The sequence below is a fragment of the Bradyrhizobium sp. CCBAU 11430 genome, assembly GCF_028128855.1.
Taxonomy (GTDB): domain Bacteria; phylum Pseudomonadota; class Alphaproteobacteria; order Rhizobiales; family Xanthobacteraceae; genus Bradyrhizobium; species Bradyrhizobium ottawaense.
The window spans coordinates 81,549-105,299 of the sequence record NZ_LBJV01000003.1; the positions used below are offsets into that span (position 1 = coordinate 81,549).

A 23,751-nucleotide genomic window follows, 5' to 3' on the forward strand; every position below is an offset into this window, starting at 1 on the left:
TTGTTAGGAGTTGCGAGCGGGCAGCATGGCAGTATCTCGTTGAAGATACTCTCAATTCAGGGTGCCCAGCAGCTCCCTGGCAGCGATCAGATCGCGGGTCTGGAGGCCCTCCTGGTAGCGCGCAACGAGGGGGTTGAGCAAAGCGCGGACGTCAGCGGCCTTGCCGGCCTGCTCCCAGATGCGGGCGAGGCTGATCGCCCCGCGAAGCTCCCAGCCGACCGCGGATTGACGCCGGGACAGATCGAGCGATCTGCGCAAGGTACTCTCGGCCTCCACAGCGTTGCCCGACCCGGCGAGGATGTCACCCTTGATCCTGAGCATCTCTGGCATGTCGAAGGATTCGCCATGATCGGGAATCTGGGCGATCGCCTCGTTGATCGTCTGCAAGGCCTCGTCGGGCTGGTTCTGGGAGGCGAGACCCTCCGCGAGCGCCGTCGCGAACACCGTTGTCATGATGCGGTGCCGTGTGGCGTACAACGTAGCCTGACTGCGGCGGAGGTGCTCGATACCCCCCGCGACGTCGCCCCGGCGCAGCAGCAGCTCGCCCTTCTGGCCGATGCCGACCGCGTGATAGGGGCCGAGGAAGTGCCGCGCGGAATGGTCGATCAGCCGCTCGATCAGGATTTCGGCACTGGCCCAGTCGCCGACCCAGAGGAACACATAGATCGTCCAGATCAGGGAGATGCCGAGGGTGAGCGGCTGCTCGAGCAACTCGGCCTCGCGAACGGTGTATCTGGCCACCTCGACCGCTCGCTCGGGCCGGCCCGTGAGCCAGAGCCCGCGCGCCAGCGCAACCAGCGCGACGATGCGGTCGTCATAGCCGAGATGCCCGATATTCAGCCGTTGCGAGCCGGGATTGTGCACCATCGCGCTTTCGCAGAACCGAACCGCCTTGTCCTGGTTGCCGATCAGATGATGCGCGACGCCGAGCATCCAATCCACGTTCAGCGTGGCGGCGGAATCATTCAGTTTGCGCGCAACGTCCTCGCCCTGTTCGCCGGTCCCGAGCGCACCGTGGAAATCTCCGACCCTGGTCAGGTAGATGTGCAATCCGCGCAGCAGCCAGAGCTGCCAGTGCAGGTCATTGAGCTGCCGGGCGAGCTCGAGACTGCGCGTGAAGGCCGACCGGACCGCTTCCGTATTGCCTCGCGTGAACATCACGGAGACGCCGAGCGCGGCCTGCAAGGTCATTTCCTGACGGCTGTCCACCGCGCTGGTGTCGAGGGACGCCAGCGCCTGCTGGGTCCATCGGTAGCATTCCGTCAGCAATGTCAGTTCGAGGAAGAACTGCGCCGCCGAGGCCGCCAGATCCACGCCGATCGTCCGGTCGCCGCCGTCCGAAAAGCTGAAGGTCAGCGCGGCCCGGACATTGGGCACATGGTCGGCATAGGGAAGGAAGCCGCCCGCGCTCTGCATGCCCGTGGATTTCAGCGCAATGTCGCGCAGGAAATCGCGGAAATATTCGGCGTGGGCGCGCGCGACGCGGTCCGCTTCGCCATTCTCGACGAGCTTGTCCGCCATGAAGGCCCGGGTGGTGTCGAGCAGGCGATAGCGCAACCGCCGCTCCGCCGGCGAGGTCGCGATCAGGGATTTGGAGAGCAGGTTCGAAATGGCTTCCACACCTTCGCCCTCGCTGATGCCCTGGCAGGATGCGACCGCAAGCGCGGCTTCCAGCGTGAACGGCCCGACGAATACCGACAAGCCGCGCAGGGTCGCGCTCTCGGCCGGCGGCAGCAAATCGTAGCTCCAGGCAAGCGCTGCGCTCAGGGTCTGGTGCCGCGGAATCGCGGTGCGCCGTCCCCGCCACAGCAGCGAGAAGCGGCTGTCCAGCAGCGATGCGGTCCCGGCAATGCCATAGGCGTTGACGCGTCCGGCCGCGAGCTCGATTGCCAGGGCAATGCCGTCCAGCCGCCGGCAGATCTCGGCAACGAGCGGCGCATCCTCCTCGGTGAGCTCGAATTCGCTCAGGCTCTCGGCAATGCGTTCCACGAAGAGCTGGCTTGCGGGATAGGCAAGGATGTCGGCGATGCCGAGGCCTTCGCGCTGCGGCGGGCAATCCAGCGGAAACAGCCGGTGGACGCGCTCACCTTCGGTGCGAAAGGATTCGCGGCTGGTGGCCAGAATATGCAGCTTCGGCGCCTCGCGGACCATGCGCTCGGCCAGAGGGGCGAGCTCATCGAGGATATGCTCGCAACTGTCGAACACCAGCAGCATGCGCCGGCTGCGCAGGACCGTCAGCAGGCTCGGCACGGGATCGTCGGCGTTGACGGTCAGGCCCAGTGCGGCCGCAATCGTGCCGGGAACCAGCCGGACATCCGTCAACGCGCCGAAATCGACGAAGCACACCTGGTCATCGAAGCCGGCAAGCTCGCGATGCGCGACGGCAAGTGCCACCGACGTCTTGCCGATCCCGCCCGGGCCGACGATTGTGACGAAGCGATGCTGGGCAAGCTCGGCCGAGATCTTCTCGACCGCATCGTCCCGCCCGATCATCTTCGCGAGCGGCGCGGGCAGCGAGCGGAGCGAAGCGTCGGGCGGGCTGGTCCGGCTCTCCGAAGGCGCAGCCCGGAGCAGCGGGGCCGCGAAGCAATAGCCGCGTCCGGGGACGTTGATCACGTAGCGGGAGCCTTCGCCGGCATCGTTCAAGGCCTTGTCCTTCAAGGCCTTGCGCAACGTCGTGATGTGGAAACGCAGGCTGCCTTCGTCGACATTCACGTCGGCCCAGATGCGCTTGATCAGCTCCCGCTTGTCAACGACCTCACCCGCACGCTCGGCGAGAAAAATGAGGATGTCGAGCGCACGGCCGCCGAGGTGAAGCGGGACGCCGTCCTTCTCGAGCAGCCGCGACTTCGCGAACAAGCGGAATGGTCCGAAGGCAATGACCGAATCTTGCTCGTTAGTGTCCGGCACGGGCCAATAATTCCAGTGAAAATGCTGAAGTGCAGTCTTGGTCTAACAGAACGAGGCGTCCAGTAAACTGGCTGAAAGTGGCGAAATCGCGTGGCGATCATCGCAATCGGCCGATGCGCGAGGAGCGTCGCAAATCTAACTTAAACGCGAATGGTCTAGCGAGCGATCGGGACAATCCGGCAATGCGCTGGACCGCGATGGCGGATCTGGATCTCGGTCGTCGCGACGGTGATCATAACAGAATCTTGCAACGTCTAACGAGCAACGGGCGCAAACAGCATCCAGTATGGCCTTCGAGTTAGACGCAATTTTCAACGGGAGGCTATGATGTCCGCGATCGGCGCTCGGCCGAACGACCACGTCGTTCGATCTCAATTTGTACCTGGTCTCGATGATCAGTCGCGTGATTGGGAGCTCGTGCTGCGGGAATCCCACCATCGCATGAAGAACACGCTGACGCTGCTGGGTGCGTCAGTCCGTCGCGATTTCACGCGCGCGGGCAGGGGCGATATGTCGCTGGCGGTGGACCGGCTCGAGCGGCGCATCGTCGCCTTCGGCAGGCTCTATCAACTCTTGTCTGATCATGACGATCTGCCGGTCGTCTCCACAGCGGCCTTCTTCGAAAGCCTGTGCGAGGCGATCTCCGAGGCTGTGCTGGAACCGGCAGGTATCCGCTGCGAGGCTGCGATCGAAAGCGGCTCATTGCCGGCGGCGCAGCGTCATCGGCTCGCGCTGATGCTGACGGAGCTGGTCACGAATGCGGCAAAGCATGCTTTCCCGAGCAAGAATGGTGCGTTGATCCGCATCGGCCTGGCCCGGCGCGGCGGCGCCTGGCTCTGCACGGTGGCCGACAACGGCATCGGCGCGACCGGTCCGCTCCAGGGCACCGGTAGCCGGATTCTCGAAGGGCTCGCACGCAGCATCCATGCGCGGCTGCAGGGCGAGGCGGGGGAGGGCGGCACCCGGGTCACCATCGTGATGCCGATTGCTGCGGCGTGACCGCGGGGGAAGCTTCCCCCTGCCTCACAACGGCTAGCGGACCCTAACACTCCATAACGGGCAAAGGTCTGTTGTTTGCGCGACAGTCCTGACGTTCAGAGCGGGTGTCGATTCCGGGCCCGCGGCTAGAAACAAGGAGTTGGACATGGCTGTGATCGAGATCAATCGCGAAGCTGAAACCAAGCCCTCGACATCTCGCGGCGTCGATATGAAGCTCGAGGTCCTCGTGATCCCGGTGTCCGATGTCGACCGCGCCAAGGCGTTCTATGCGCGACTCGGCTGGCGACTGGATGCCGATTTCACGTCAGGCGACGACTGGCGCGTGATCCAGTTCACGCCGCCGGGCTCGGCCTGTTCGGTGATCTTCGGCAGGAACGTCACGGCGGCAGCGCCCGGCTCGGCGCGCGGCCTGTATCTGGTCGTCTCCGATCTCGAGGCGGCACGACAGGATCTGCTCGACCGCGGCGTCGAAGTCAGCGCGCCGTTCCACGGTGCCGGCGACGTTCATGCCGGGCCTGACGAGCCCTATCTGTTCGGCAGCGTTCGAGTCAGTGGTGCTGACCCGAAGCGCGGCAGCTATGCTTCATTCGCCGCGTTCAGCGATCCCGACGGCAATGGCTGGCTGTTCCAGGAAGTCACGACACGATTGCCCGGACGCATCGCAGGCGACGGTACGGCATTCGCCTCAGCGACCGATCTGGCCGCAGCGCTGCGTCGCGCGGCGCTGGCGCATGGCGAGCATGAGGCGCGGACCGGCGGGCACGACGAGAACTGGGCGGAATGGTACGCCGACTACATCGTCCGCGAGCAGGCCGGCCAGCCGTTGCCGACTTGAGCTGCCGCGAAAGGCATCTCCGACTTTAGCCGACACGGCGCGCGATGACATGGTCATCGCGCGCCGTGTCGCATCGCGCGCATGTCATCGTCCTCTTGCGGTGCGCGGACTCGCAACGGCTAACGCAGGCTAACAATCCATAACGAGCAAATTTCCGGGGCCCGCGCCAATCTCTCTGCACACCAACCGACGCGTTGATTTCGAACTCGGTCAGCGTCACCGACCAAGGCAAGGGAGATCCAACATGACCGCGCAAGCACGAACCGAGAGCCTCAATCCCGATCGCCGTCAATTGCTGAGCCAGGCCGCGATGACCGCGGTTGCCGCCAGCGTATCGAGCCTGTTGCCGCTGCATCCGGCCAGGGCCGCCGCAGGCGGCGCCATCCTCCCCTTCCAGATCAACGTGCCCGAGCAGGATCTGCTCGACCTGCGCCGGCGCCTGGCTGCCACGCGCTGGCCGGATCGCGAGATCGTCAATGATCAGTCGCAGGGCGTGCAGGTGACGACGGTGCAACAGCTCGTGCGCTACTGGCAGAGCGACTACGACTGGCGCAAGCTGGAAGCGCGGTTGAACGCCTTGCCGCAATTCGTCACCGAAATCGACGGCGTCGACATTCACTTCATTCACGTCCGCTCGCGGCACGAGAATGCACTGCCGATGATCGTCACGCATGGCTGGCCCGGCTCGATCATCGAGCAGATGAAGATCGTCGGTCCGCTCACCGATCCGACCGCACACGGTGCCAAGGCCGCGGACGCGTTCGACCTTGTGATTCCCTCGCTCCCCGGCCACGGCTTCTCGGGCAAGCCGGCGGTTCTCGGCTGGGATCCCCAGCGCATCGCGCGGGCCTGGGTCGTGTTGATGAAGCGGCTCGGCTACAGCCGCTACGTCGCGCAAGGCGGCGATTGGGGTAATGCCGTGACGGAGCAGATGGCGCTGATCGCGCCGCCGGAATTGCTCGGCATCCACACCAACATGCCCGCGACCGTCCCCGACGACATCGCCAAGGCGCTTCAACCCGGCGGAACGCGCCCGGCGAACCTTTCGGCCGACGAGCGCCTTGCCTACGACCAGCTCGATGATTTCTACAAGCACGGTCTCGGCTACGCGATCGAGATGTCGAACCGGCCGCAGACGCTCAATGGCCTCGTGGATTCGCCCGCGGGCCTCGCGTCCTGGATGCTCGATCACGATGCGCGCAGCGCCGCGATGATCGCGCGCGTGTTCGACGGCCGGACGGAAGGGCTGTCGCGCGACGACGTGGTCGACAATATCACGCTCTATTGGCTCACCAACACCGCGGTCTCCTCGGCCCGCCTGTACTGGGAGAACAAGCTGGTGTTCTTCGCGCCCAAGCACGTCAAGATTCCCGTCGCCGTCAGCGTCTTTCCGGACGAGATCTACGCCGCGCCGCGGAGCTGGGCAGAGAAGGCCTACCCCAAGCTGATCCACTACAACCGTCTCGACAAGGGCGGACACTTCGCGGCCTGGGAGCAGCCGGCGCTGTTCTCCGCGGAAGTGCGCACCGCGTTCCGCCCGCTGCGGCAATCGATCTGAGATGCGAACCCACACATCAGGAGTGCAAGACATGAACCGTCCCGAACCCACCTTCACGACCGAACAGATCCACCTCGAGCGCCGCCTGCCGTCCTACTGGCGTGTCACCTTCGACATGCCGCCGGTGAATATTTTCGGCCCGAAGCAGCTGCCGCTGCTGGGCGACATCGTCACCAGGATCGAGACCGATCCGGACGTGAAGGTCGTGGTGTTCGACAGTGCCGTCGAAGGCTTCTTCATCACCCATTACGACTTCCTCGCGCCGCTGGAGGATTCGCTTCGTATTCCGCCGGGGCCGACCGGCCTCGAGGCGCTGCCCGACATGCTGGTGCGCCTCAGCCGCGCGCCGGTCGTCTCCATCGCCTCGATCCGGGGCCGCGCGACCGGTGTCGGCAGCGAGCTCGCGCTCGCGAGCGACATGCGCTTTGCCAGCCGCGAGAAGGCGATCCTGTCGCAATGGGAGGTCGGGGCGGGCCTCGTGCCCGGTGGCGGGCCGATGGCGCGATTGCCGCGCCTGATGGGCCGCGGCCGTGCGCTCGAAGTGCTGCTCGGCGCCGACGACATCCATGGCGATCTCGCCGAACGCTACGGTTACGTCAACCGGTCGTTGCCGGACGCCGAGCTCGATGGTTTCGTCGAGGCACTCGCCATGCGCATCGCCTCGTTCGACAAGGAGGCGATCGCCGAGACCAAGCGCCTTGTCGATGTCGCAAGCCTGCCGCCGGACGCCGAAATCAAGCCGGAGTGGGACGCGTTCCTGGCCTCGCTCGGCCGCCCCGCGAGCCAGACCAGGATCAAGGCGCTGATGGCGCGCGGCTTCCACCGCTCCGGGGACGTCGAGAACCGGCTCGGCTTCCACGTCGGACAGATCGGCAGCTAACGGAACCGTTGCGACGCGCGGCCGGTTGGAGCGGCGGCATGCGGTCACGCCGATGCCGCCTTCCACCGGTACGGAGTAGCGGTGCTGAAATCAAACAAGGAGAATTGAGATGATCCGCAAGGCAACGGCAGTCTGGAAAGGCACCGGTCGCGATGGGACCGGTCATCTGACGAGCGAATCCAGCGTGCTCGCGCAGACACCCTATTCGTTCAAGACCCGCTTCGAGAACGAGAAGGGTACCAATCCCGAGGAGTTGATCGCGGCGGCCCATGCCGGCTGTTTTACGATGGCGCTGGCCTTTGGCCTTCAGATGGCCGGTTTCACGCCGGACGAGCTCTCGACCGAAGCCGCCGTCACGCTCGAGCCCGAAGGCAAGGGCTTCAAGATCAGCAAGTCCGCGCTGACCTTGCGTGCCAAGGTGCCGAACCTCGACGACGCAGGTTTTGCCAAGATCGCCGGCGAGGCCGAGAAGAACTGCCCGGTCTCGAAGGTGCTCAACGCCGCGATCACGCTCGACGCCAAGCTGGGCTGACTGAACGCAGGGAGTGTTGCCATGTCTCGCCAAAATCCGTCTCGCCAACATCAGCCGGATGAGGACAGGTTCCGGGCGATCCTGCCCGAGGATATCGCATGGCAACCCTTTCCGGCATTTCCGCCCGGTGCGCGATTGGCCGTCATGGTCGGACATCCAGCCGAGCCCGGACCTTACGTGGTCCGGGTCAAGGTGCCCGGCGGCACGAGGTTGATGCCGCACAAGCATCCGGAGGACCGCATCTACACGGTCATGTCGGGCGTGTTCTACATCGGGCTCGGCGAGAGTTTTGACGGCGATAAAGTCAGCGCCTATCCGCCAGGGAGTGTTATCGTGCTGCCTGGCGAGACCTGGCATTTCCATTGGGCGAAGGCCGGCGAGTATGTCACGCAGGTGAGTGCGATCGGGCCGCTGGGCCTCGAATATCACGACGACAAGGATGACCCGCGCTTGCGTGCGGTTGCGGAGCAAAGGTAAGCATCTCGACGAAACCAAGGGAGCATCAAATGACGACGGAGCGCGCAGTTTTGGCCGGAGGCTGCTTCTGGGGCATGCAGGATCTGATCCGCAAGCAACCGGGCGTGATCTCGACACGCGTCGGCTACACCGGCGGTAAGGTGAAGAACGCGACCTACCGCAACCACGAAGGCCACGCCGAGGCGATCGAGATCATGTTCGATCCCGTCAGGACCAGCTATCGGACCATGCTGGAGTTCTTCTTCCAGATCCACGATCCCACCACGCTCGATCGCCAGGGCAATGATCGGGGCACCAGCTATCGCTCCGCGATCTTCTACGCGAGCGACGAGCAGAAGAAGATCGCCGAAGACACCATTGCCGACGTCGAGGCGTCCGGCCTGTGGCCCGGCAAGGTGGTGACCGAGGTCGCGCCCGCAGGCGAGTTCTGGCAGGCCGAGCCCGAGCATCAGGACTATCTCGAACGTTATCCCGACGGCTACACCTGCCACTTCATCCGGCCCGGCTGGAAGCTGCCGCGCCGCGCTGCTGCCGTCGGAGGCTAGATCAAGACGCCGTGCCGTCAGGCCCGCGATCGCGCGATCAGATCGCGGGCCATGCGCATGTCGGCGATATCGGAGCCTTCGGCAAACGTCCCGCAGACGTTGTCGAGAACCACCCGGGCTTCCGCGCCCCGGCCGGCTCCGATCATGGCCCGCGCGAGGCTGGTCGCGCAGCGGAGCTCCCAGAAGCGCGCGCCCTGCTGGGCGGCAATGTCGATGGCCTCGCGAAAGTGCACCTCGGCCTGCTCCGCATGCCGCGCGCTCCTGAGCATCAATTCTCCCTTGATGCGGAGCAGCTCCGGCAGATACCAGCGCTCCTGCCGGTCGTTGCAACGGGTCAGGACGTCTTCGATCACGTCGAGGCCGCGGTCGACCTGGTCGGCTTCGAGGAAGCACGCGGCGAGCTCGCCGAGCAGCGGCAGAAAGCGCGGCAGGAAGCGCGCATCGCCGGCGCGGTTGAGCTCTTCCCGCAAAAGCGGCAGGCCGGTGGCGATGTCGCCGCGCCTGGCCACGACCGCGGCGTTGAAGGCGCGTGCCCATAGGCCCCACAGCCGGATTCCGTGGCGCTCGGTGTGTTCGAGCAGCTCGGCGCCGTGGCGCTCGGCGGCATCGAAATCGCCGGACCAGAACGCGATCGGGCAGGCGGCCTGTCCCAGCACGCTGCAGAAGGTCAGCGCATGGCCGTTGGCGCGGCCTTCCTCGATGTTCTCAGCGGCGAGCGCCTGGGCCTGATCGGCAAGGCCCTGCAGCCAGAGGATGCGGGCCCGGAAATATTGCGTCGATATCCTGAGGTCGAGTGGGAAGATTTTCGGCTTCGCCACCAGCACATGCAGCGAGGCGTTCACGCGGTCGATGCGTTGCCGCGCGTCGTTCTGATCACCCAGGTAATGCAACGCGACGGCCATCAGGCGGTCGCCCAGCATGAGATCGGTGCTGTCAGGCGAATTCGCAGCCGCGTTCGCAAAGCGCTCGGCGAGCACGCGGGCCTTGCCGAACTGCCCGTTGTTGAACTGGTCGATGCACAGGCCCCAGAGCGCCCGCAGCCGGAAGTCCTTGTCGTCGAGGCTCTCGGCCAGCTCGAGCGTCGTCTCGAGGATCGGGCGCGCCTCGCGCGCGCGGCCCTCGCCATACATCAGCGACCAGCCGAGTGCCGACAGGAGCTGCATGCGGACGCGGTCGTTGTCGCCGTCGTCTCCGAGCGCCGCCAGTGCCGTTCTGCTGCGCTCGCGGCATTCGGCGAACAGCGACAGACGCACCCACAGGGTGACCGCGGCCGCCGTCAGCGCAACGCCGAGCCGGGTGTCGCCGTCGGGCGCGAAGGCCCAGTCCAGCGCCGCGCGCACATTGTCGAGCTCCCCACCATAGGTGCTGAGCCATTCGGGCAGCGGCGTCGACGCGTCGGCCCCCGCGCGCTCGAAGAAATCACGAAAATGCTCCGCATGACGCCGCGCGAACTGCCTGGCTTCGCCGAGCTCGTTCAGTTTCCCGAGCGCGTAGGTGCGCGTGGTGTCGAGCAGGCGATAGCGCAGCGTCCGCGAGCCGGATGGCGAGATCAGCGATTTGGTGACCAGGCTGTCGATCGCCTCCAGCGTCTCCGAGGTGCTGAGGCCATCGCCGGACGCGACCGCGGCAGCCGCCTCCGGCGCGAAGGGTCCTGCGAACACCGACAATCGCCGCAAGGTGGCGCTTTCCGCCGGAGGCAGCAGGTCGTAGCTCCAGTCGAGGGCGGCGGCGAGCGTCTGGTGCCGCGGGACGGCCGTGCGCCGTCCCCGCCATTGCAGCGAGAAGCGGCTGTCGAGCAGGGAAGCGGTGCCGGCGATGCCATACGCATTGACACGGCCTGCCGCGAGTTCGATCGCCAGCGCAATGCCGTCGAGGCGCCGGCAGATGCTCGCGACAAGCGGCGCCTCTTCGGCGCTGAGCTGGAACGGCCCGGAGCTCTGCGCGATGCGCTCGACGAAGAGCTGGGCCGCGGGGTAGGCGAGAACCTCGGCGACGTCGAGGCCGTCGCGCTCGGGCGGACAATCCAGCGGAAACAGCCGGAAGATCCGCTCGCCTTCGCTTCGGAACGACTCGCGGCTGGTGGCGAGAACACGAAGCTGCGGCGCTTCGCGAACGATGCGCTCGACGAGAGGCGCCAGATTATCCAGCACATGCTCGCAGCTGTCGAAGATCAGCAGGGCCGGCCCGGTCTTCAGAAATGTCAGCAGGGCCGGCGTCGGATCCTCCGCGCTGACGGTCAGTCCGAGGACGGCGGCGATGCTGGTTGGGACATGGCTCGCATCCCGCAGCGGACCGAAATCGACGAAGAAGACGCGGCCGTCGAAATCCGCCGAGCGGCGATGCCCGACCGTGACGGCGACGGCGGTCTTCCCGATGCCGCCGGGACCGACCAGGGTCATGAAGCGATAGAGCGTCAGGCCGTTCGAAATCTTCTCGATGACCTCCTCGCGTCCGACCATCTTCGCAAGCTGGGCGGGCAGGGAGCGGGGAGGAATGATTTCGGCGGCGGCTGGCGCGACCTGCGAGGGCGCTTGAGCGAACGGGGCGACAAAGCAATAGCCACGGCCGGGTACATTGAGGACATAACGGGCCGATTTTCCGGTATCGCCGAGCACCTTGCGGAGCGCTGCGACATGGAAGCGCAGACTGCCCTCGTCGACATTCACCTCGGCCCAGATGCGCTTGACCAGCTCTCTCTTGTCGATGACTTCTCCGGGGCGCTCGGCAAGCAGGATGAGAATATCGAGCGCGCGCCCGCCGACGTGAAGCGGCTCCCCTTCCTTTTCCAGGAGCCGGGACTTGGGAAACAGCCGAAATGGCCCGAATGAAATGGCCGAGTCTTGGTTGTTATTGTGAGCTGGCACGTGCCATTGCCCCCCGCAACGGGAGTCAAAAGGTATTTTGTTGTGGTCTAGCAGAACGAGGCGTCCAGTAAACTGGCCGAAAGCAGCATGGCTGGCAGACCTGCGCAGATGACTTCAGTCGGCTTTGGCCCCGCCTGAATCATGCTGGAAATGGAAGGGGTTAGGTCGCCGTGGTCTTACCCTTGTCCTTTGTGACGATGTGTGCCGACAGCGTGACCAGACCCATCAGCGCAGCCAGCAGCCAGAACGCCATGGGCAATCCGCCAAAACGTGCGACGAAGCCGACGCCGGCGGGGCCGATGAGGATTCCTGCGTAGCCCGCGGTCGTGATCGCCGCGACCGCAAGCCCCGTGGGCATCACCGTCTGCCGCGCCGCCCGACGGAACAGCACCGGCACGAGATTCGACGCGCCGAGCCCGATCAGCAGGAATCCGCCGATGGCGACCGCTGCAATGGGCGCCGTGAGCAGGACCACGAAACCGGCGATCGCGATGAGGCTGCCCCAAAGCAATGTCGTGCGGTCGCCGATCCGCGCGACGACGGCGTCGCCGCCGAGCCGGCCCGCAGTCATCGCGATCGAGAACACGATATAGCCGGCGCCGCCTTGCGCCTCGGTGACGAGACCTGCACCGATGACGAGCAGGGCGCCCCAATCGAGCATCGCACCTTCGACCAGGAAGGTGATGGCGCCGAGCAGCGCGAGCAGCAGCACCGATCCGTGCGGCAGCACGAACAGCGGGCCCTCCTGCACCTGCACGGAACGAAGCAGGCGCGGCGAGGTCAGGGCCATCGCGAGCAGCATCAGGGCGGAGCAGACCAGCGTGCAGGCGAGCGTTCCGAATTGCAGCGAGAGCAGCGCCGTCATCAGCGCGGATCCGGCAAAACCCCCGATGCTGAACAGGGCGTGGAAGCCGGACATCAGCGGGCGGTGCGCGGCGCGCTCCACCTCCACGGCGTGGATGTTCATGGCGACGTCGATCGAGCCGAGCGCGGCGCCGAATGCGAAAAGCGCCAGCGCCAGCGTTGCGGGCGAAGCCGCAATGGCGAGCAGGGGCAGGACCAGCGCCAGGCCGAACCCGCTGGCAATGATGATCGGCCTGCTGCCGTAGCGCGCGCTCACGATTCCGGTCACCAGCATCGCGATGACCGAGCCGATGCCGAGGCTGAGCAGCAGCAGTCCGAGCACGCCGTCATCGACGCCGAGCCGCGTCTTCGCGAACGGCACCAGCGGCGCCCAGCACGAGATGCCGAAACCCGCGACGAGGAAGGCAAGCCGGGTCGCAAGGCGCGTCGCAGGCCGGTCGGCGGAAGACATGGGAACTCCGGAGAAGCAGAGGCAGGGCGATCGACAAGCCCGAGAAATGCCGCGGCTTTATGTCCGAGGCGCTCCCAAATCGTCGCGGGCGGCCCGCGCGAGCTGCAAGCGGACGCGCAGGCCCTTTGGCGCGTTGTCGAGCAGCTGAAGCGTTCCGCCATGCGCGGTCACGATCGCCTGCGCGATCGACAGACCGAGACCAAATCCTGATGTCTCGTCCATGGTGCGGGCTTCCTCTCCGCGCACAAAGGGCTCCAGCATCGCGGCCTTGCTTTCGTTGGGAATGCCCGGCCCGTCGTCGCAGACGTCGATGACGAGCCGGTCCTCGGCGGTCACCAGCGCGACGTCGATTTGAGTTCCGAATCGCGTTGCGTTCTCGATGAGGTTGGTGACCGCGCGAATGATTTCGTCGGGCCGCAGGACGAAGGCGGCCCTGTCGGGGCCGGAATAGGTCACGGCAAATCCGGAATCCGAAAACTGCTCGCAAACCATCTGAAGCAGCGCCGCGACGTCCACCAGCGTCGGCTTGACCGGGCTTTCGCTGCGCAGGAGCGACAGCACCGATTCGAGCATCGACTGCATCTGGTCGAGATCGCGCACGGTCTGCGTGCGTTGTGCCGGATCCTCGATATATTCCGAACGGAGCCGCAGACGCGTGATCGGGGTGCGCAGATCATGGCTGATGGCCGCGAGCATGCGGGTTCTGTCGTTCATCAACGTGGTGATGCGATCGCGCATCCGGTTCAGCGCCCTTGCCGCGGACCTGATCTCCTCCGGTCCGTTTTCCGGCAGCGGCGCGGAGGACCGGCTCAGGCTGAAATCCTCCGCCGCGCGCGCGAAGGCCGACAGCGGCGAGGAGAGCGCGCGGCCGGCCCAGACGCCGAGCAGCGTCAGGCTTGCCACGAGGAATAGCAGCGTCGAGGTCCAGAGGCCGCTGACGAAGGCCGGCATCTTGGGCGATCCGATCGTGGCTTCGAGCACGTCGTCGCCCGGAAGGTAGAACCAGACGCGCTCGCCGTCCGCGCCGCTGCCGCGAACGAGCTCGGCCCTGACACCAAGCGCAGAGGGGATGGTCAGTGAAGTCCGCATCGACTGCGGCGTGGCGGCGGCGGATACGCTGTCCCGCAATTGGGGCTTGAGCGGCGGAAAGGTCCGGCTGACGCTGTCGAGGACGATCGCGCGCTCGGCCTTCGGCGTGTTGGCGATGATCCGCACGATCAGCTCGATCTGCTCCAGCGGCGTGTCCGCCAGCAGCTTCGGCTGGTTGAGGAGAAAATAGCCGGCGATCAGGACATGGATCAGGACCAGCGATCCCAGGATCAAGGCGGCGATCTGGCCGCTGATCCGCCTGAAGCTGAAGAGCGCGACGAGGTCGGCGGTGCGGCTCATGCTTCCTCCACCCTCGGGGTGAAGACGTACCCGCCGATGCGGACGGTCTTGATCACGGATGCGCCTTCCGCCCGGTCGAGCTTGCGGCGCAGCCGGCTGACCAGCACGTCGATGCTGCGGCCGAAGCTTCCTCCGGCACGACCGCGCGTCATGCTCAGGAGGTTGTCGCGGGTGAGGATGCGGCCGGCCCGCTCGCAGAAGGCCTGCAGCAGATCGAACTCGGCACTGGTCAGTGGCACCTGCGCGCCCTCGGGATCGCGCAATTCGCGCAGGCGCAGATCGATGGTCCAGCCCTGGAACTTGAGACGCGCCGCGGTGGGGCCCGTGAGGCTGCTCGATCGCCGCCGCAGCACCGCGTTGATCCTGGCGAGGAGCTCGCGCGGGTTGAACGGCTTTGGCAGATAGTCGTCGGCGCCCATCTCGAGGCCGAGGATCCGGTCGAGATCCTCGCCCTTCGCGGTGAGGATGATGATCGGCGTCGTGGACTCCATCCGCAGCCGGCGGCAGAGGCTGAGGCCGTCCTCGCCCGGCAGCATCAGGTCGAGCACGATCAGGTCGACCCGCTCGCGGGAGAGATGGCGGTCCATCTCCCTGCCGTTCGCGACCGCGTCGACCGAGAAGTTGTGATCACGCAGATAACGCGAGATGAGGTCGCGGGTCTGCTTGTCGTCCTCGACGATCAGGATGTTCTGGGGGCCGCTGGTCATGATTGAAATCGCATCGGGGTTGCCGATCGTTGGTCGATTTGCGGACGAATGTCTCGCCCGAAGAACTACGGTCATCGTGCAATCCTAAGGTCAGTCGCGGCTCAGTGCCACCACGGGGTCGAGGAAGGCGGCGCGGCGGGCGGGGAAGAAGCCGAAGGCAACCCCGATCCCGGTCGAGGTCAGGAACGCCGCGCCGATCGAGAACGTCGAATAGCTGACCTCGAATCCGGGCACCGCGACGTTGATGGCGACGCCGAGCAGCATCGCGACGAGAATGCCGGCGATGCCGCCGATCGACGAGATCAGGGTCGCTTCCACCAGGAATTGCTGGAGGATGTCGCTGCGCCTGGCGCCGACCGCCATGCGTACGCCGATCTCGCTGATCCGTTCCGATACGGACACCAGCATGATGTTCATGACACCGATGCCGCCGACGACCAGCGAGATCACCGCGATCGCCGCCACCAGGAACGCCAGCGTCTGTGTCGTGCTGGTGATGGTGCGGCGGATATCGTCGGTGTTGAGGATGACGAAATCCCGGCTGTTGTGCCGCTGTGTCAGTAGCGTGGTCACCGCGTCCTGCGCCAGCGCAGTCGAAACGTCGTCGCTGATCCGCAGCAGGATGCTGCGCAGCGCGCGATCGCCCGTGAACTGGGCCTGCACGGTGGTGTAGGGCAGGTAGACCGACAGGTTCTGGTTCGAGCCGAACCCGCCCTGCTGCTGGGCGATGACGCCGACGATGCGACAGGGCACCTTGCCGAGCCAGATCACGCGGCCGATCCCGGAGGTCTGGTCGTCGGCGAAGAAGGTCTTGCGGGTATTGTCGTCGATGACGGCCTGCCGCTCGATGTTGCGGATCGCATCGGTATCGAACAGGCGTCCTTTCGCGAGCTTGGCGCCCTTGACCTGGAAATAGCTCTCGCCGACGCCGTTCACCAGCACGTTGGACTCGTTGCCGCGATATCGCACCGTCGTGCTGGTCGACACCGTCGGCGTGACCCCGGCTGAAATCCTGCCGGCCGAGCGCGCGGGCGTCGCCCAATACCAGCGTCTTGATCTTGCCGGCGCGGGCGTCGCCAAAGTCCTTGCCCGGAAACACCTCGATCGTGTTGGTGCCGAGGCTCGAAATGTCGGACAGCACCTTGCGCTGGGACGCGTTGCCGAGCGCGACCACCGACGACACCGCGGCGATGCCGATGATGATGCCGAGCATGGTCAGGAAGGCGCGCAGCCGGTGCGCGGCCATCGCAACCAGCGCCATCCGCGAGGCCTCCCGCAGGCGCCGCAAGGCGCCGGACCAGCCGGTGCCGCTGCTCCATGACGTCCGCGACACCGGAACCGCCGGCTCCGACGCGCTTGTCGTCTCCGCGCGGCGATCGGAGGCGATCCTGCCGTCGCGCAGCTCGATGATGCGTTCGGCCCGCGCGGCGACATCGGCGTCGTGGGTGACGATGATGATCGTCCGCCCCTCGCGGTGCAGCTCTTTCAGGATCTTCAGGACCTCCTCGCCGCTGCGCCGGTCGAGCGCGCCGGTGGGCTCGTCCGCCAGGATGACCTCGGCGCCGTTGATCAGCGCGCGTGCGATCGAGACACGCTGCTGCTGGCCGCCCGATAGCTGGTTCGGGCGATGGCCGCGCCGGTCGTTGACGCCGAGCCTTGCGAGAAGCTGCTCTGCGCGCGTGCGGCGCTCGCGGGCCTTCATCCCGGCATAGATCGCGGGGATCTCGACATTCTCGCCGGCCGAGAGGTCGCCGAGCAGATGATAGCGCTGGAAGATGAAGCCGAAATGCTCGCGGCGCAGCGCCGCCAGCGCATCGGCATCGAGCTCGGAGACGTTCTTGCCGGCGACGCGATAGGTGCCGGAGGTCGGGCGGTCGAGACAGCCGAGGATGTTGAGCAGCGTCGATTTGCCAGATCCGGACGAGCCGATGATCGCCACCATCTCGCCGGGCCGGATGCTCAGCGAGAAATCGTCGAGCGCGACCACGCTGGTGTCGCCGGCCGTGAACTCCCGCCGAACCTTCTCGATCGCGATGATCGGATCGGCCAAATGAGGGATCATGTCAGGGACCTGCCCCTCCCGGCGGGCCGCCGGGCATGCCGCGTGATGCGGTCTGCTCGTTCGCCTCGCCGGTCACGACACGTTCGCCCTCGTCGAGGCCGGACTTGATCTCGACAGTGGTGCGATCGTTGAGGCCGGTCTTGACCTCGCGCTCGCGGATGTCACCGGACGCGGCGAGCGTGCGCACCGTGCTGCGGCCGTCGGACTTTCGCATCACCGCGAGCGCCGGGATCACCTTCACGCGCTTGGCCTCGCCGGTGACGATGTGCACCTCCGCGGTCATGTAGGTCCGCAGCGAGAGCTCCTTGTTCGGCACGTTGAAGACGCCGATGTAGTAGATCGCCGTGCTGGTCGAGCTCGACGAGCTCGTGCTCGAGGTCGAGCTGGTGGTGGTCGAGGAGAAGCTGGCGTCGTTCTTGATCGATTCGGGCGCCGGCTCGATCTGCTCGAGCCGGGCCTCATAGCGATGGTCCTGGTCGCCGAGGATGGTGAAGTAGAGCGATTGCCCCGGTCTGACCTTGACGATGTCGGCCTCGGAGATCTCCGCCCGCACCGTCATCGTCGCGAGTTGGCCGAGCACGACGATGGTCGGTGCGGACTGCACCGCGTTGACCGTCTGTCCCTCCTGCACCACGGTGGCGAGGACCGTGCCGTCGATCGGCGCGGTGATGCGGGTGTATTCTAGGTTCACGCGTGACGTCTCGACGCTGGCTTCCGCCCCCACGATCAGGGCTTCGAGGGCGGCAATCTGGGCGCGGGTCTGCCGCACGGTCGAATCCGCGGTGTCGAAGTCGCTGCGCGACGTCGCGCGTTGCGCCAGGGTCGCCTGCTGGCGCGCGAGATTGGCCTCGGCCAGCACCAGCGCGGCCTCCTTCTCGATCTTCTGCGCCCGATAGTTCTTCAGCGACGCCTCGGAGCTGCGCAGATCGTTCTGCCTGGTGACGGGATCGATCTGGGCGATGACGTCGCCGGCCTTCACCGTGTCGCCGACGCGGACGTTGAGGGCGGTGATCCGGCCTGACACCTGCGCGCCGACCGCGGTCAGCCGCGCCGGCTTCAGCGTGCCGCTGGCGAGCACCTCCTCGCGCAAATCGCTGACGGTGACCGGCGCCGTGATGTAGGACTGCGCCTTGCTCGACGTCCCCGGAAAGCGCGTGGCCGCGACCACGCCGGTTGCCACGACGGCAACAATCGCTGCGGCGATCTTCAGGCGTCTGGCGGTGATGATCTCGGTCACTTCTGCGCCTCCCGGAAGTGAGGTCCCGTGTTGGTGTCCACGATAACAGGGGTCGACACGTCGACCGGATCGGACCAGCCGCCGCCGAGCGCCTTTGCCAGCGCGATGTAATCCTTGGCCGCCGACACCTTGCTCTGGATCAGCGTATCCTCGGCCGAATAAAGCGATCGTTCGGCGTCCAGCACGTCGATGAAGCTGGCGCTGCCGGTCTCGAACAGCGATCGCGACAGCCGTGCGGCTTCGCGGTAGTTCCTGGCCGCCTCCGTCAGCTTGGTGGCGCGCACGCGTTCGCGCGACAACGAGACCAGGGCATTCTCGACGTCCTCGAGCGCGGTGAGCAGGGTCGAATGGAACGTGGCGAAGGCCTGGTCGCGTTGCGCCTCCGCAATCCTGACCGTGGCCAGGCGCTTGCCCGCGTCGAACACCGGTACGGTGATCGAGGGGCCGACCGACCAGCTGACGCTCGAATATTTGGCGAGATCGCCGGCCCGCAGCGCAGAGGTGCCGACCGAGCCGGTCAACGACACCGCCGGATAGCGGTCGGCCTCCGCGGCGCCGATCTTGGCGGTCGCCTGCGCCAGCTTGCGCTCGGCACTGGCAACATCGGGGCGGCTCATGAGGAGATCGGCGGGCAGTCCCATGGGAAGCGGCATACGCGGCGCCGGCACGGGCGCGGACTGCGCCATCGACGAGGCGACGCCGCCGGGCGGCCGCCCGAGCAGGATTCCGAGCCGGTGAACGTCGGCCGCAAGCGCCGCCTGATAGGTCGGAACGTTGGCTTCCGTGCTTGCGGCCTGCGCGGTGGCCTTGGCGAGATCGACGGCGTTGCCGCTGCCGGCCTCGTATTTGCTGCGCGTGAGCTTTTCGGTGTCGCGCTGCGAGACCGCGGTCCGCTGCGCCAGCGCGATCCGGGCCTGATAGCCGCGCGCCTCGACGTAATAGGCGGCGACGTCGCCGATCAGCGTGACGAGGCTGTCGCGTAGATCCTCCTCGGCGGATTGCGCACCATGCGCCGCGGCCTGGATGCTCCGCTGCGTGCCGCCGAACAGGTCGAGCTCCCAGCTCGAATCGAAGCTTGCCTGGTGAAGTGAGTAGGGCGCACTGTCGACGAGGACGGACGAGGAGCCGGCACTGGACTTGTTGCTGGTCACCGAGGCCGTGCCGCTCACGGACGGAAACAGGCCTGCCGTCGTCTGTTGCAGCGTGGCGCGCGCCTCGCGCACGACCGCTTTCGCCTTCGCGACATCAGGGTTTGCTTCGACGGCCTCCTCGATCAGCCGGCTGAGCAGGGGATCGCGCAAGCGCAGCCACCAGCGGTCGAGCTTGCCGGCGTCCCGATGCGGGGCGGTGTTGGTGCTCCAGTGCGAGGGCAAGGCGAGCTTGGGCGGGCGGGCATAATCCGGGCCGACCGCGCAGCCGGCCAGGGCGCTGCCCAGCATCAGCGCAACGCAGGCTGATCCGGCGCGCGACATGGGGCTGCGCAACGGGGCGGGCTTCGGACGATGCGTCTCCTTGGCCGTTGGCAGGGGACTTGCGGCGAACGAGTACGACGGCATCAAATCGGCTGAAATCCACTGACCTCGGCTCGGAGGGAGCTCATGGCCCTCAGGGGCAGGACGAGGCAGCCGCCACTAGCCGGCCGATCGTGGCCTTTCGGCAGCCGGAATGTTGCTGAATGTAAACAGGTATTGCAGGACGTCTCGGCGCTGCCGAAGCGGTGATGTCCCGCAGCCCGGATGAAGCGAAAGCGTAAATCCGGGACTGCTCGCCCGGCATTTTGCACCGTCCCGGATTCCGCTAGCGCTCCATCCGGGTTACGCGACCGTGCCTGTGTCGCCGCGTGTCAATCCGCTCCGCTAAAAATATTCCACTTTACCGAAATTCGGTTTCGGCGTATGTGTCGCCCATCCCGGCTTGACCTTGAGGGGCGATCGCGCGTCGTCACGTTTCGCGAGCCGGGTTGCGGTGGACGCGGCAGCGTCGGCACGAGATGGTAGCGGGCAGGGCGGGTCGTCCCTGTGAGTCCGAAACCGCGTGCAGACGAGCGACGCTGAACGCGTACGGCAAAACCGTGTGGTCCTGGCCGTCGTTGCTACGGTCAAGCTTCCCCCCCCCCCCCCCCCCCCCCCCCCCCCCCCCCCCCCCCCCCCCCCCCCCCCCCCCCCCCCCCCCCCCCCCCCCCCCCCCCCCCCCCCCCCCCCCCCCCCCCCCCCCCCCCCCCCCCCCCCCCCCCCCCCCCCCCCCCCCCCCCCCGTATGCTGCTGTGCGGTTCTTTCTGCGTGTGCATTTCGCGCAGCGGACCGCGGGTGCGAGCTGGCACCCGGCCTTCCCTGCGCCCTCTTGGATTTGAGGGTGGAGAGTTGAAGCAAAGCTCGGGCGAAATCCGCCGCGAGGCCGCGAAGGTGTGTTTGCGAGCTGAGCTGCGTGCCACAAACTCGACAAAGCGCAGCGTGCCCACCATTCTCGCACCGCAATTGAATTGGTGGGCACGGCGCTGTGCGCCTTTGCCCACCCTACGACACTGCACGCTGGGATGTGCATTGGAGCATCGCAATGACGGTGGAGAGACCGGGCGCCGCACTCCGCTCTCGTGCCCCGGCTCTGCAGCGCAGCGCTCCCGGCGATGCGAAGCATCGTCCGGTGCGGTGCGCTGCAGAGCCGGGGCCCATCTCGCCGCGTCTCGCCGTGTTGCCCTGGGTCCCGGCGCTGCGCCGCAATGCTGCGCGTTGCAGCTTGTCCGGGACATGAACGCCGCGGCGCGACCGGCCGCCCGCACGAAATTCAACGCGTAGAAACAATGCGGAAATCTCAAAGCCACACCGCGGCCACAGGGCTCCCGTCTTCAGGGCATGTGAAGTGCTGCTGAGGTGTGGAATGCCGTTTTTGCGGACCTGGCTGATCGCCGTGGCGATGAGTGCTGTATCGATTGCGAGTTCGCTTCCGCTTGCACTGCTGCCGCAGCCGGCGGCCGCGCAGGCGGCGGAGACGATCGTCGTCGAAGGCAATCGCCGGGTGGAGGCCGAGACGGTCCGCTCCTACTTCAGGCCGGGCCCCGGCGGGCGTCTCGATCAATCCGCCATCGACGACGGGCTCAAGGCGCTGATCGGAACAGGCCTGTTTCAGGATGTGAAGATCAACCCGGCGGGCGGCCGTATCGTGGTGTCGGTGGTGGAGAATGCCGTGATCGGCCGCATCGCCTTCGAGGGCAACAAGAAGATCAAGGACGAGCAGCTCTCGGCGGAAATCCAGTCCAAGCCGCGCGGGACGTTCTCGCGCGCGCTGGTGCAATCCGACACCCTGCGCATTGCCGAAATCTACCGGCGCTCCGGCCGCTACGACGTCCGCGTCACCCCTGAAATCATCGAGCAGCCGAACAACCGTGTCGATCTCGTCTTCACGGTCGAGGAGGGCGCCAAGACCTCGGTGAAGTCGGTCGAGTTCGTCGGCAACAGCGCCTTCTCGGCCTCCCGCCTGCGCGACGTCATCAAGACGCGCGAGAGCAATTTGCTCAGCTTCCTCGGCAGCAACGACATCTACGACCCCGATCGCGTCGAGGCCGACCGCGACCTGATTCGCCGCTTCTACCTCAAGAACGGATTCGCCGACGTCCAGGTCGTGGCCGCGCTCACCGAATACGATCCGGATAAGAAGGGCTTTCTGGTCACCTTCAAGATCGAGGAAGGTGCCCAATATCGCATCGGCTCCGTCGATTTCCGCTCCGGCATTCCCAATTTCGACGCGGGCTCGCTCCGCAGCTATTCGCGCGTCAGTGCCGGCTCGCTCTACAACGTCGAATTGGTCGAGAAGTCGACCGAAGAGATGCAGATCGAGGCCTCGCGCCGCGGCTATGCCTTTGCCGTGGTCCGGCCCGGCGGCGACCGCAATTTCGAGGCGCACACCGTCTCCGTTGTGTTCAACGTCGACGAAGGCCCGCGGAGCTATATCGAGCGCATCAACCTGCGCGGCAACACCCGCACGCGCGATTACGTGATCCGCCGCGAATTCGATCTCTCCGAGGGCGATGCCTACAACCGCGCGCTGGTCGACCGCGCCGAGCGGCGGCTGAAGAACCTCGACTACTTCAAGAGCGTCAAGATCGTCACCGAGCCCGGCTCCTCCAGCGATCGCGTGGTCCTGATCGTCGACATGGAGGAGAAATCGACCGGCGACTTCTCGATCTCGGGCGGCTACTCCACCACCGACGGAGCACTCGCCGAAGTCTCGATCTCCGAGCGCAACCTGCTCGGCCGCGGTCTCTACGGCAAGGCCTCAGTCAGCTATGGCCAATATTCACGCGGCATATCGCTGTCCTTCGTCGAGCCCTATCTGCTCGACTACCGGATGGCGCTGGGGTTCGACACATATTGGAAGCAGCAGAAGTCGAACAGCTATACGAGCTACGGCGTAACCACGCTCGGCTTCTCTCCGCGCATTGGCCTTGCATTGCGCGAGGACCTTTCGCTCCAGCTCCGCTATTCGCTCTATCAGCAGAGCATCACGCTCGCCAGCGCCTACAACAATTGCAACAACAACGCGTCCAACGCCTCGCTGGCCTACAACCCGACGCCGTCCTACATCCAGAACGTCCTGGGCGGCGTCGACCCGACCAACTCCACGAGCTCGGGGGTCTATGGCTACGGCTGCTACGGCGACGGCGAGTCGAGCCTGCCGGTCCGGAAAGAACTGGCGAACGGCGCGACCTGGACCTCCGCGCTCGGCTACACGTTGAGCTACAACACACTCGACAACACCAAGAACCCGACGGACGGATTGCTGGTCGACTTCCGGCAGGATTTCGCCGGGGTCGGCGGCGACGTCACCTATTTGAAGACCGCGCTGGACGCCAAATACTACACGCCGCTCGTCTCCGAGATCGTCAGCGTGATCCATCTCCAGGGCGGCCTCCTCAGCAAGCTCGGCGATCAGGACCTGCGCATGCTGGATCACTTCCAGATGGGCCCGAGCCTGGTGCGCGGCTTCGCTTCGAACGGTATCGGTCCACGCGACATCACCTACTGGAGCCTCGGCGCCAGCGGCGATGCGCTCGGTGGCACGAAATATTGGGGCGCGTCCGCGGAATTGCAGATGCCGTTCTGGTTCCTGCCGAAGGAGGTCGGCCTGAAGGGCGCGGTCTATGCCGACGCCGGATCGCTCTGGGGCTATCAGGGGCCGACCTCGTGGTCGGCCACGGGCGAAGTCAACACCAAGGCGTGCCCGACCTGCGGATTGCAATATGACGACGGCAACACGGTGCGGTCGTCGGTCGGCGTCGGCCTGATCTGGGCCTCCCCGTTCGGGCCGTTGCGCTTCGACTACGCCGTGCCGATCACGAAGGGCAAATATGACGTCGTCCAGGAATTCAGGTTCGGAGGAGGGACGTCGTTCTAGAGCATGATCCGGAAAAGTGTGGAGCGGTTTTCCGAAAGATCATGCCCAAAAAA

At 66.1% G+C, this 23,751-nt stretch carries 18 protein-coding genes and 1 pseudogene; 9 read left to right on the plus strand and 10 right to left on the minus strand.

Features of this window, described 5'->3' with window-relative positions:
• Positions 1-51 precede the first annotated feature (51 nt).
• A complete protein-coding gene (locus tag XI04_RS00395) occupies positions 52-2,910 on the minus strand; it encodes an ATP-binding protein (protein WP_271610389.1) in 2,859 nt (952 codons plus the stop codon).
• Positions 2,911-3,237: 327 nt separating this feature from the next.
• On the opposite strand from XI04_RS00395, the gene XI04_RS00400 reads away from it, so the two are divergent.
• The 7 genes from XI04_RS00400 to msrA all read left to right on the plus strand — a co-directional run bounded on the left by XI04_RS00400 (position 3,238) and on the right by msrA (position 8,736).
• Entirely contained in the window at positions 3,238-3,909 is a 672-nt protein-coding gene (locus XI04_RS00400; protein ID WP_028143739.1) for a sensor histidine kinase, read from the plus strand.
• Positions 3,910-4,054: 145 nt separating this feature from the next.
• Positions 4,055-4,744 carry a VOC family protein gene (locus tag XI04_RS00405; RefSeq protein ID WP_028143738.1) on the plus strand — a complete coding sequence of 230 codons (690 nt, stop codon included), beginning with the start codon at positions 4,055-4,057 and terminating at the stop codon, positions 4,742-4,744.
• A 244-nt stretch (positions 4,745-4,988) separates the two neighbouring features.
• A complete protein-coding gene (locus XI04_RS00410) occupies positions 4,989-6,302 on the plus strand; it encodes an epoxide hydrolase family protein (protein ID WP_212475549.1) in 1,314 nt (437 codons plus the stop codon).
• 31 nt (positions 6,303-6,333) lie between these two features.
• Positions 6,334-7,182, plus strand: a complete 849-nt coding sequence (locus tag XI04_RS00415; RefSeq protein ID WP_038949638.1) for an enoyl-CoA hydratase/isomerase family protein — start codon at positions 6,334-6,336, stop codon at positions 7,180-7,182.
• Positions 7,183-7,291: 109 nt separating this feature from the next.
• Positions 7,292-7,714: an OsmC family protein gene (locus tag XI04_RS00420; RefSeq protein WP_038949636.1), complete on the plus strand. Its 423-nt coding sequence runs from the start codon at positions 7,292-7,294 to the stop codon at positions 7,712-7,714.
• Positions 7,715-7,735: 21 nt separating this feature from the next.
• Complete coding sequence (locus tag XI04_RS00425) at positions 7,736-8,191, plus strand: cupin domain-containing protein (RefSeq protein ID WP_028143734.1); 456 nt, start codon at positions 7,736-7,738, stop codon at positions 8,189-8,191.
• A 29-nt stretch (positions 8,192-8,220) separates the two neighbouring features.
• Complete coding sequence (gene msrA, locus XI04_RS00430; protein ID WP_271610390.1) at positions 8,221-8,736, plus strand: peptide-methionine (S)-S-oxide reductase MsrA; 516 nt, start codon at positions 8,221-8,223, stop codon at positions 8,734-8,736.
• A 17-nt stretch (positions 8,737-8,753) separates the two neighbouring features.
• Here the strand turns inward: msrA and XI04_RS00435 are convergent, their stop codons facing one another.
• The 6 genes and pseudogenes from XI04_RS00435 to XI04_RS00455 form a co-directional block, all read right to left on the minus strand.
• Positions 8,754-11,600: an ATP-binding protein gene (locus XI04_RS00435; protein WP_271610391.1), complete on the minus strand. Its 2,847-nt coding sequence runs from the start codon at positions 11,598-11,600 to the stop codon at positions 8,754-8,756.
• A gap of 160 nt (positions 11,601-11,760) precedes the next feature.
• Positions 11,761-12,915 (minus strand): MFS transporter, encoded by a 1,155-nt coding sequence (locus tag XI04_RS00440; protein ID WP_028143731.1) that lies wholly within the window; start codon positions 12,913-12,915, stop codon positions 11,761-11,763.
• A 57-nt stretch (positions 12,916-12,972) separates the two neighbouring features.
• Entirely contained in the window at positions 12,973-14,304 is a 1,332-nt protein-coding gene (locus XI04_RS00445) for an ATP-binding protein (RefSeq protein WP_271610392.1), read from the minus strand.
• Positions 14,301-15,011, minus strand: coding sequence for a response regulator (locus XI04_RS00450; RefSeq protein ID WP_271610393.1), 711 nt, complete (start codon positions 15,009-15,011; stop codon positions 14,301-14,303). The genes XI04_RS00445 and XI04_RS00450 overlap by 4 nt, the downstream gene beginning before the upstream one ends.
• Before the next feature lie 90 nt (positions 15,012-15,101).
• Entirely contained in the window at positions 15,102-15,428 is a 327-nt protein-coding gene (locus tag XI04_RS38735) for an FtsX-like permease family protein (RefSeq protein WP_442869373.1), read from the minus strand.
• A gap of 207 nt (positions 15,429-15,635) precedes the next feature.
• A pseudogene (locus tag XI04_RS00455) lies at positions 15,636-16,953 on the minus strand (ABC transporter permease); the annotation flags it as partial.
• Here XI04_RS00455 and XI04_RS38740 point away from each other — a divergent pair.
• Positions 16,901-17,065 carry a hypothetical protein gene (locus XI04_RS38740; protein ID WP_442869374.1) on the plus strand — a complete coding sequence of 55 codons (165 nt, stop codon included), beginning with the start codon at positions 16,901-16,903 and terminating at the stop codon, positions 17,063-17,065. The pseudogene XI04_RS00455 and the gene XI04_RS38740 sit on opposite strands and share 53 nt — an antisense overlap.
• 9 nt (positions 17,066-17,074) lie before the next feature.
• Here XI04_RS38740 and XI04_RS00460 read toward each other — a convergent pair whose 3' ends face one another.
• The 3 genes from XI04_RS00460 to XI04_RS00470 form a co-directional block, all read right to left on the minus strand.
• Entirely contained in the window at positions 17,075-18,310 is a 1,236-nt protein-coding gene (locus tag XI04_RS00460) for an efflux RND transporter periplasmic adaptor subunit (protein WP_271610395.1), read from the minus strand.
• A complete protein-coding gene (locus tag XI04_RS00465) occupies positions 18,307-19,749 on the minus strand; it encodes an efflux transporter outer membrane subunit (RefSeq protein ID WP_271610396.1) in 1,443 nt (480 codons plus the stop codon). The genes XI04_RS00460 and XI04_RS00465 overlap by 4 nt, the downstream gene beginning before the upstream one ends.
• A 417-nt stretch (positions 19,750-20,166) precedes the next feature.
• A complete protein-coding gene (locus XI04_RS00470; protein WP_271623358.1) occupies positions 20,167-20,679 on the minus strand; it encodes a hypothetical protein in 513 nt (170 codons plus the stop codon).
• A gap of 505 nt (positions 20,680-21,184) precedes the next feature.
• Here XI04_RS00470 and bamA point away from each other — a divergent pair.
• On the plus strand, positions 21,185-23,698 hold the full coding sequence (gene bamA / locus XI04_RS00475) for an outer membrane protein assembly factor BamA (RefSeq protein ID WP_271610397.1): 2,514 nt from the start codon (positions 21,185-21,187) through the stop codon (positions 23,696-23,698).
• Positions 23,699-23,751: the final 53 nt, after the last annotated feature.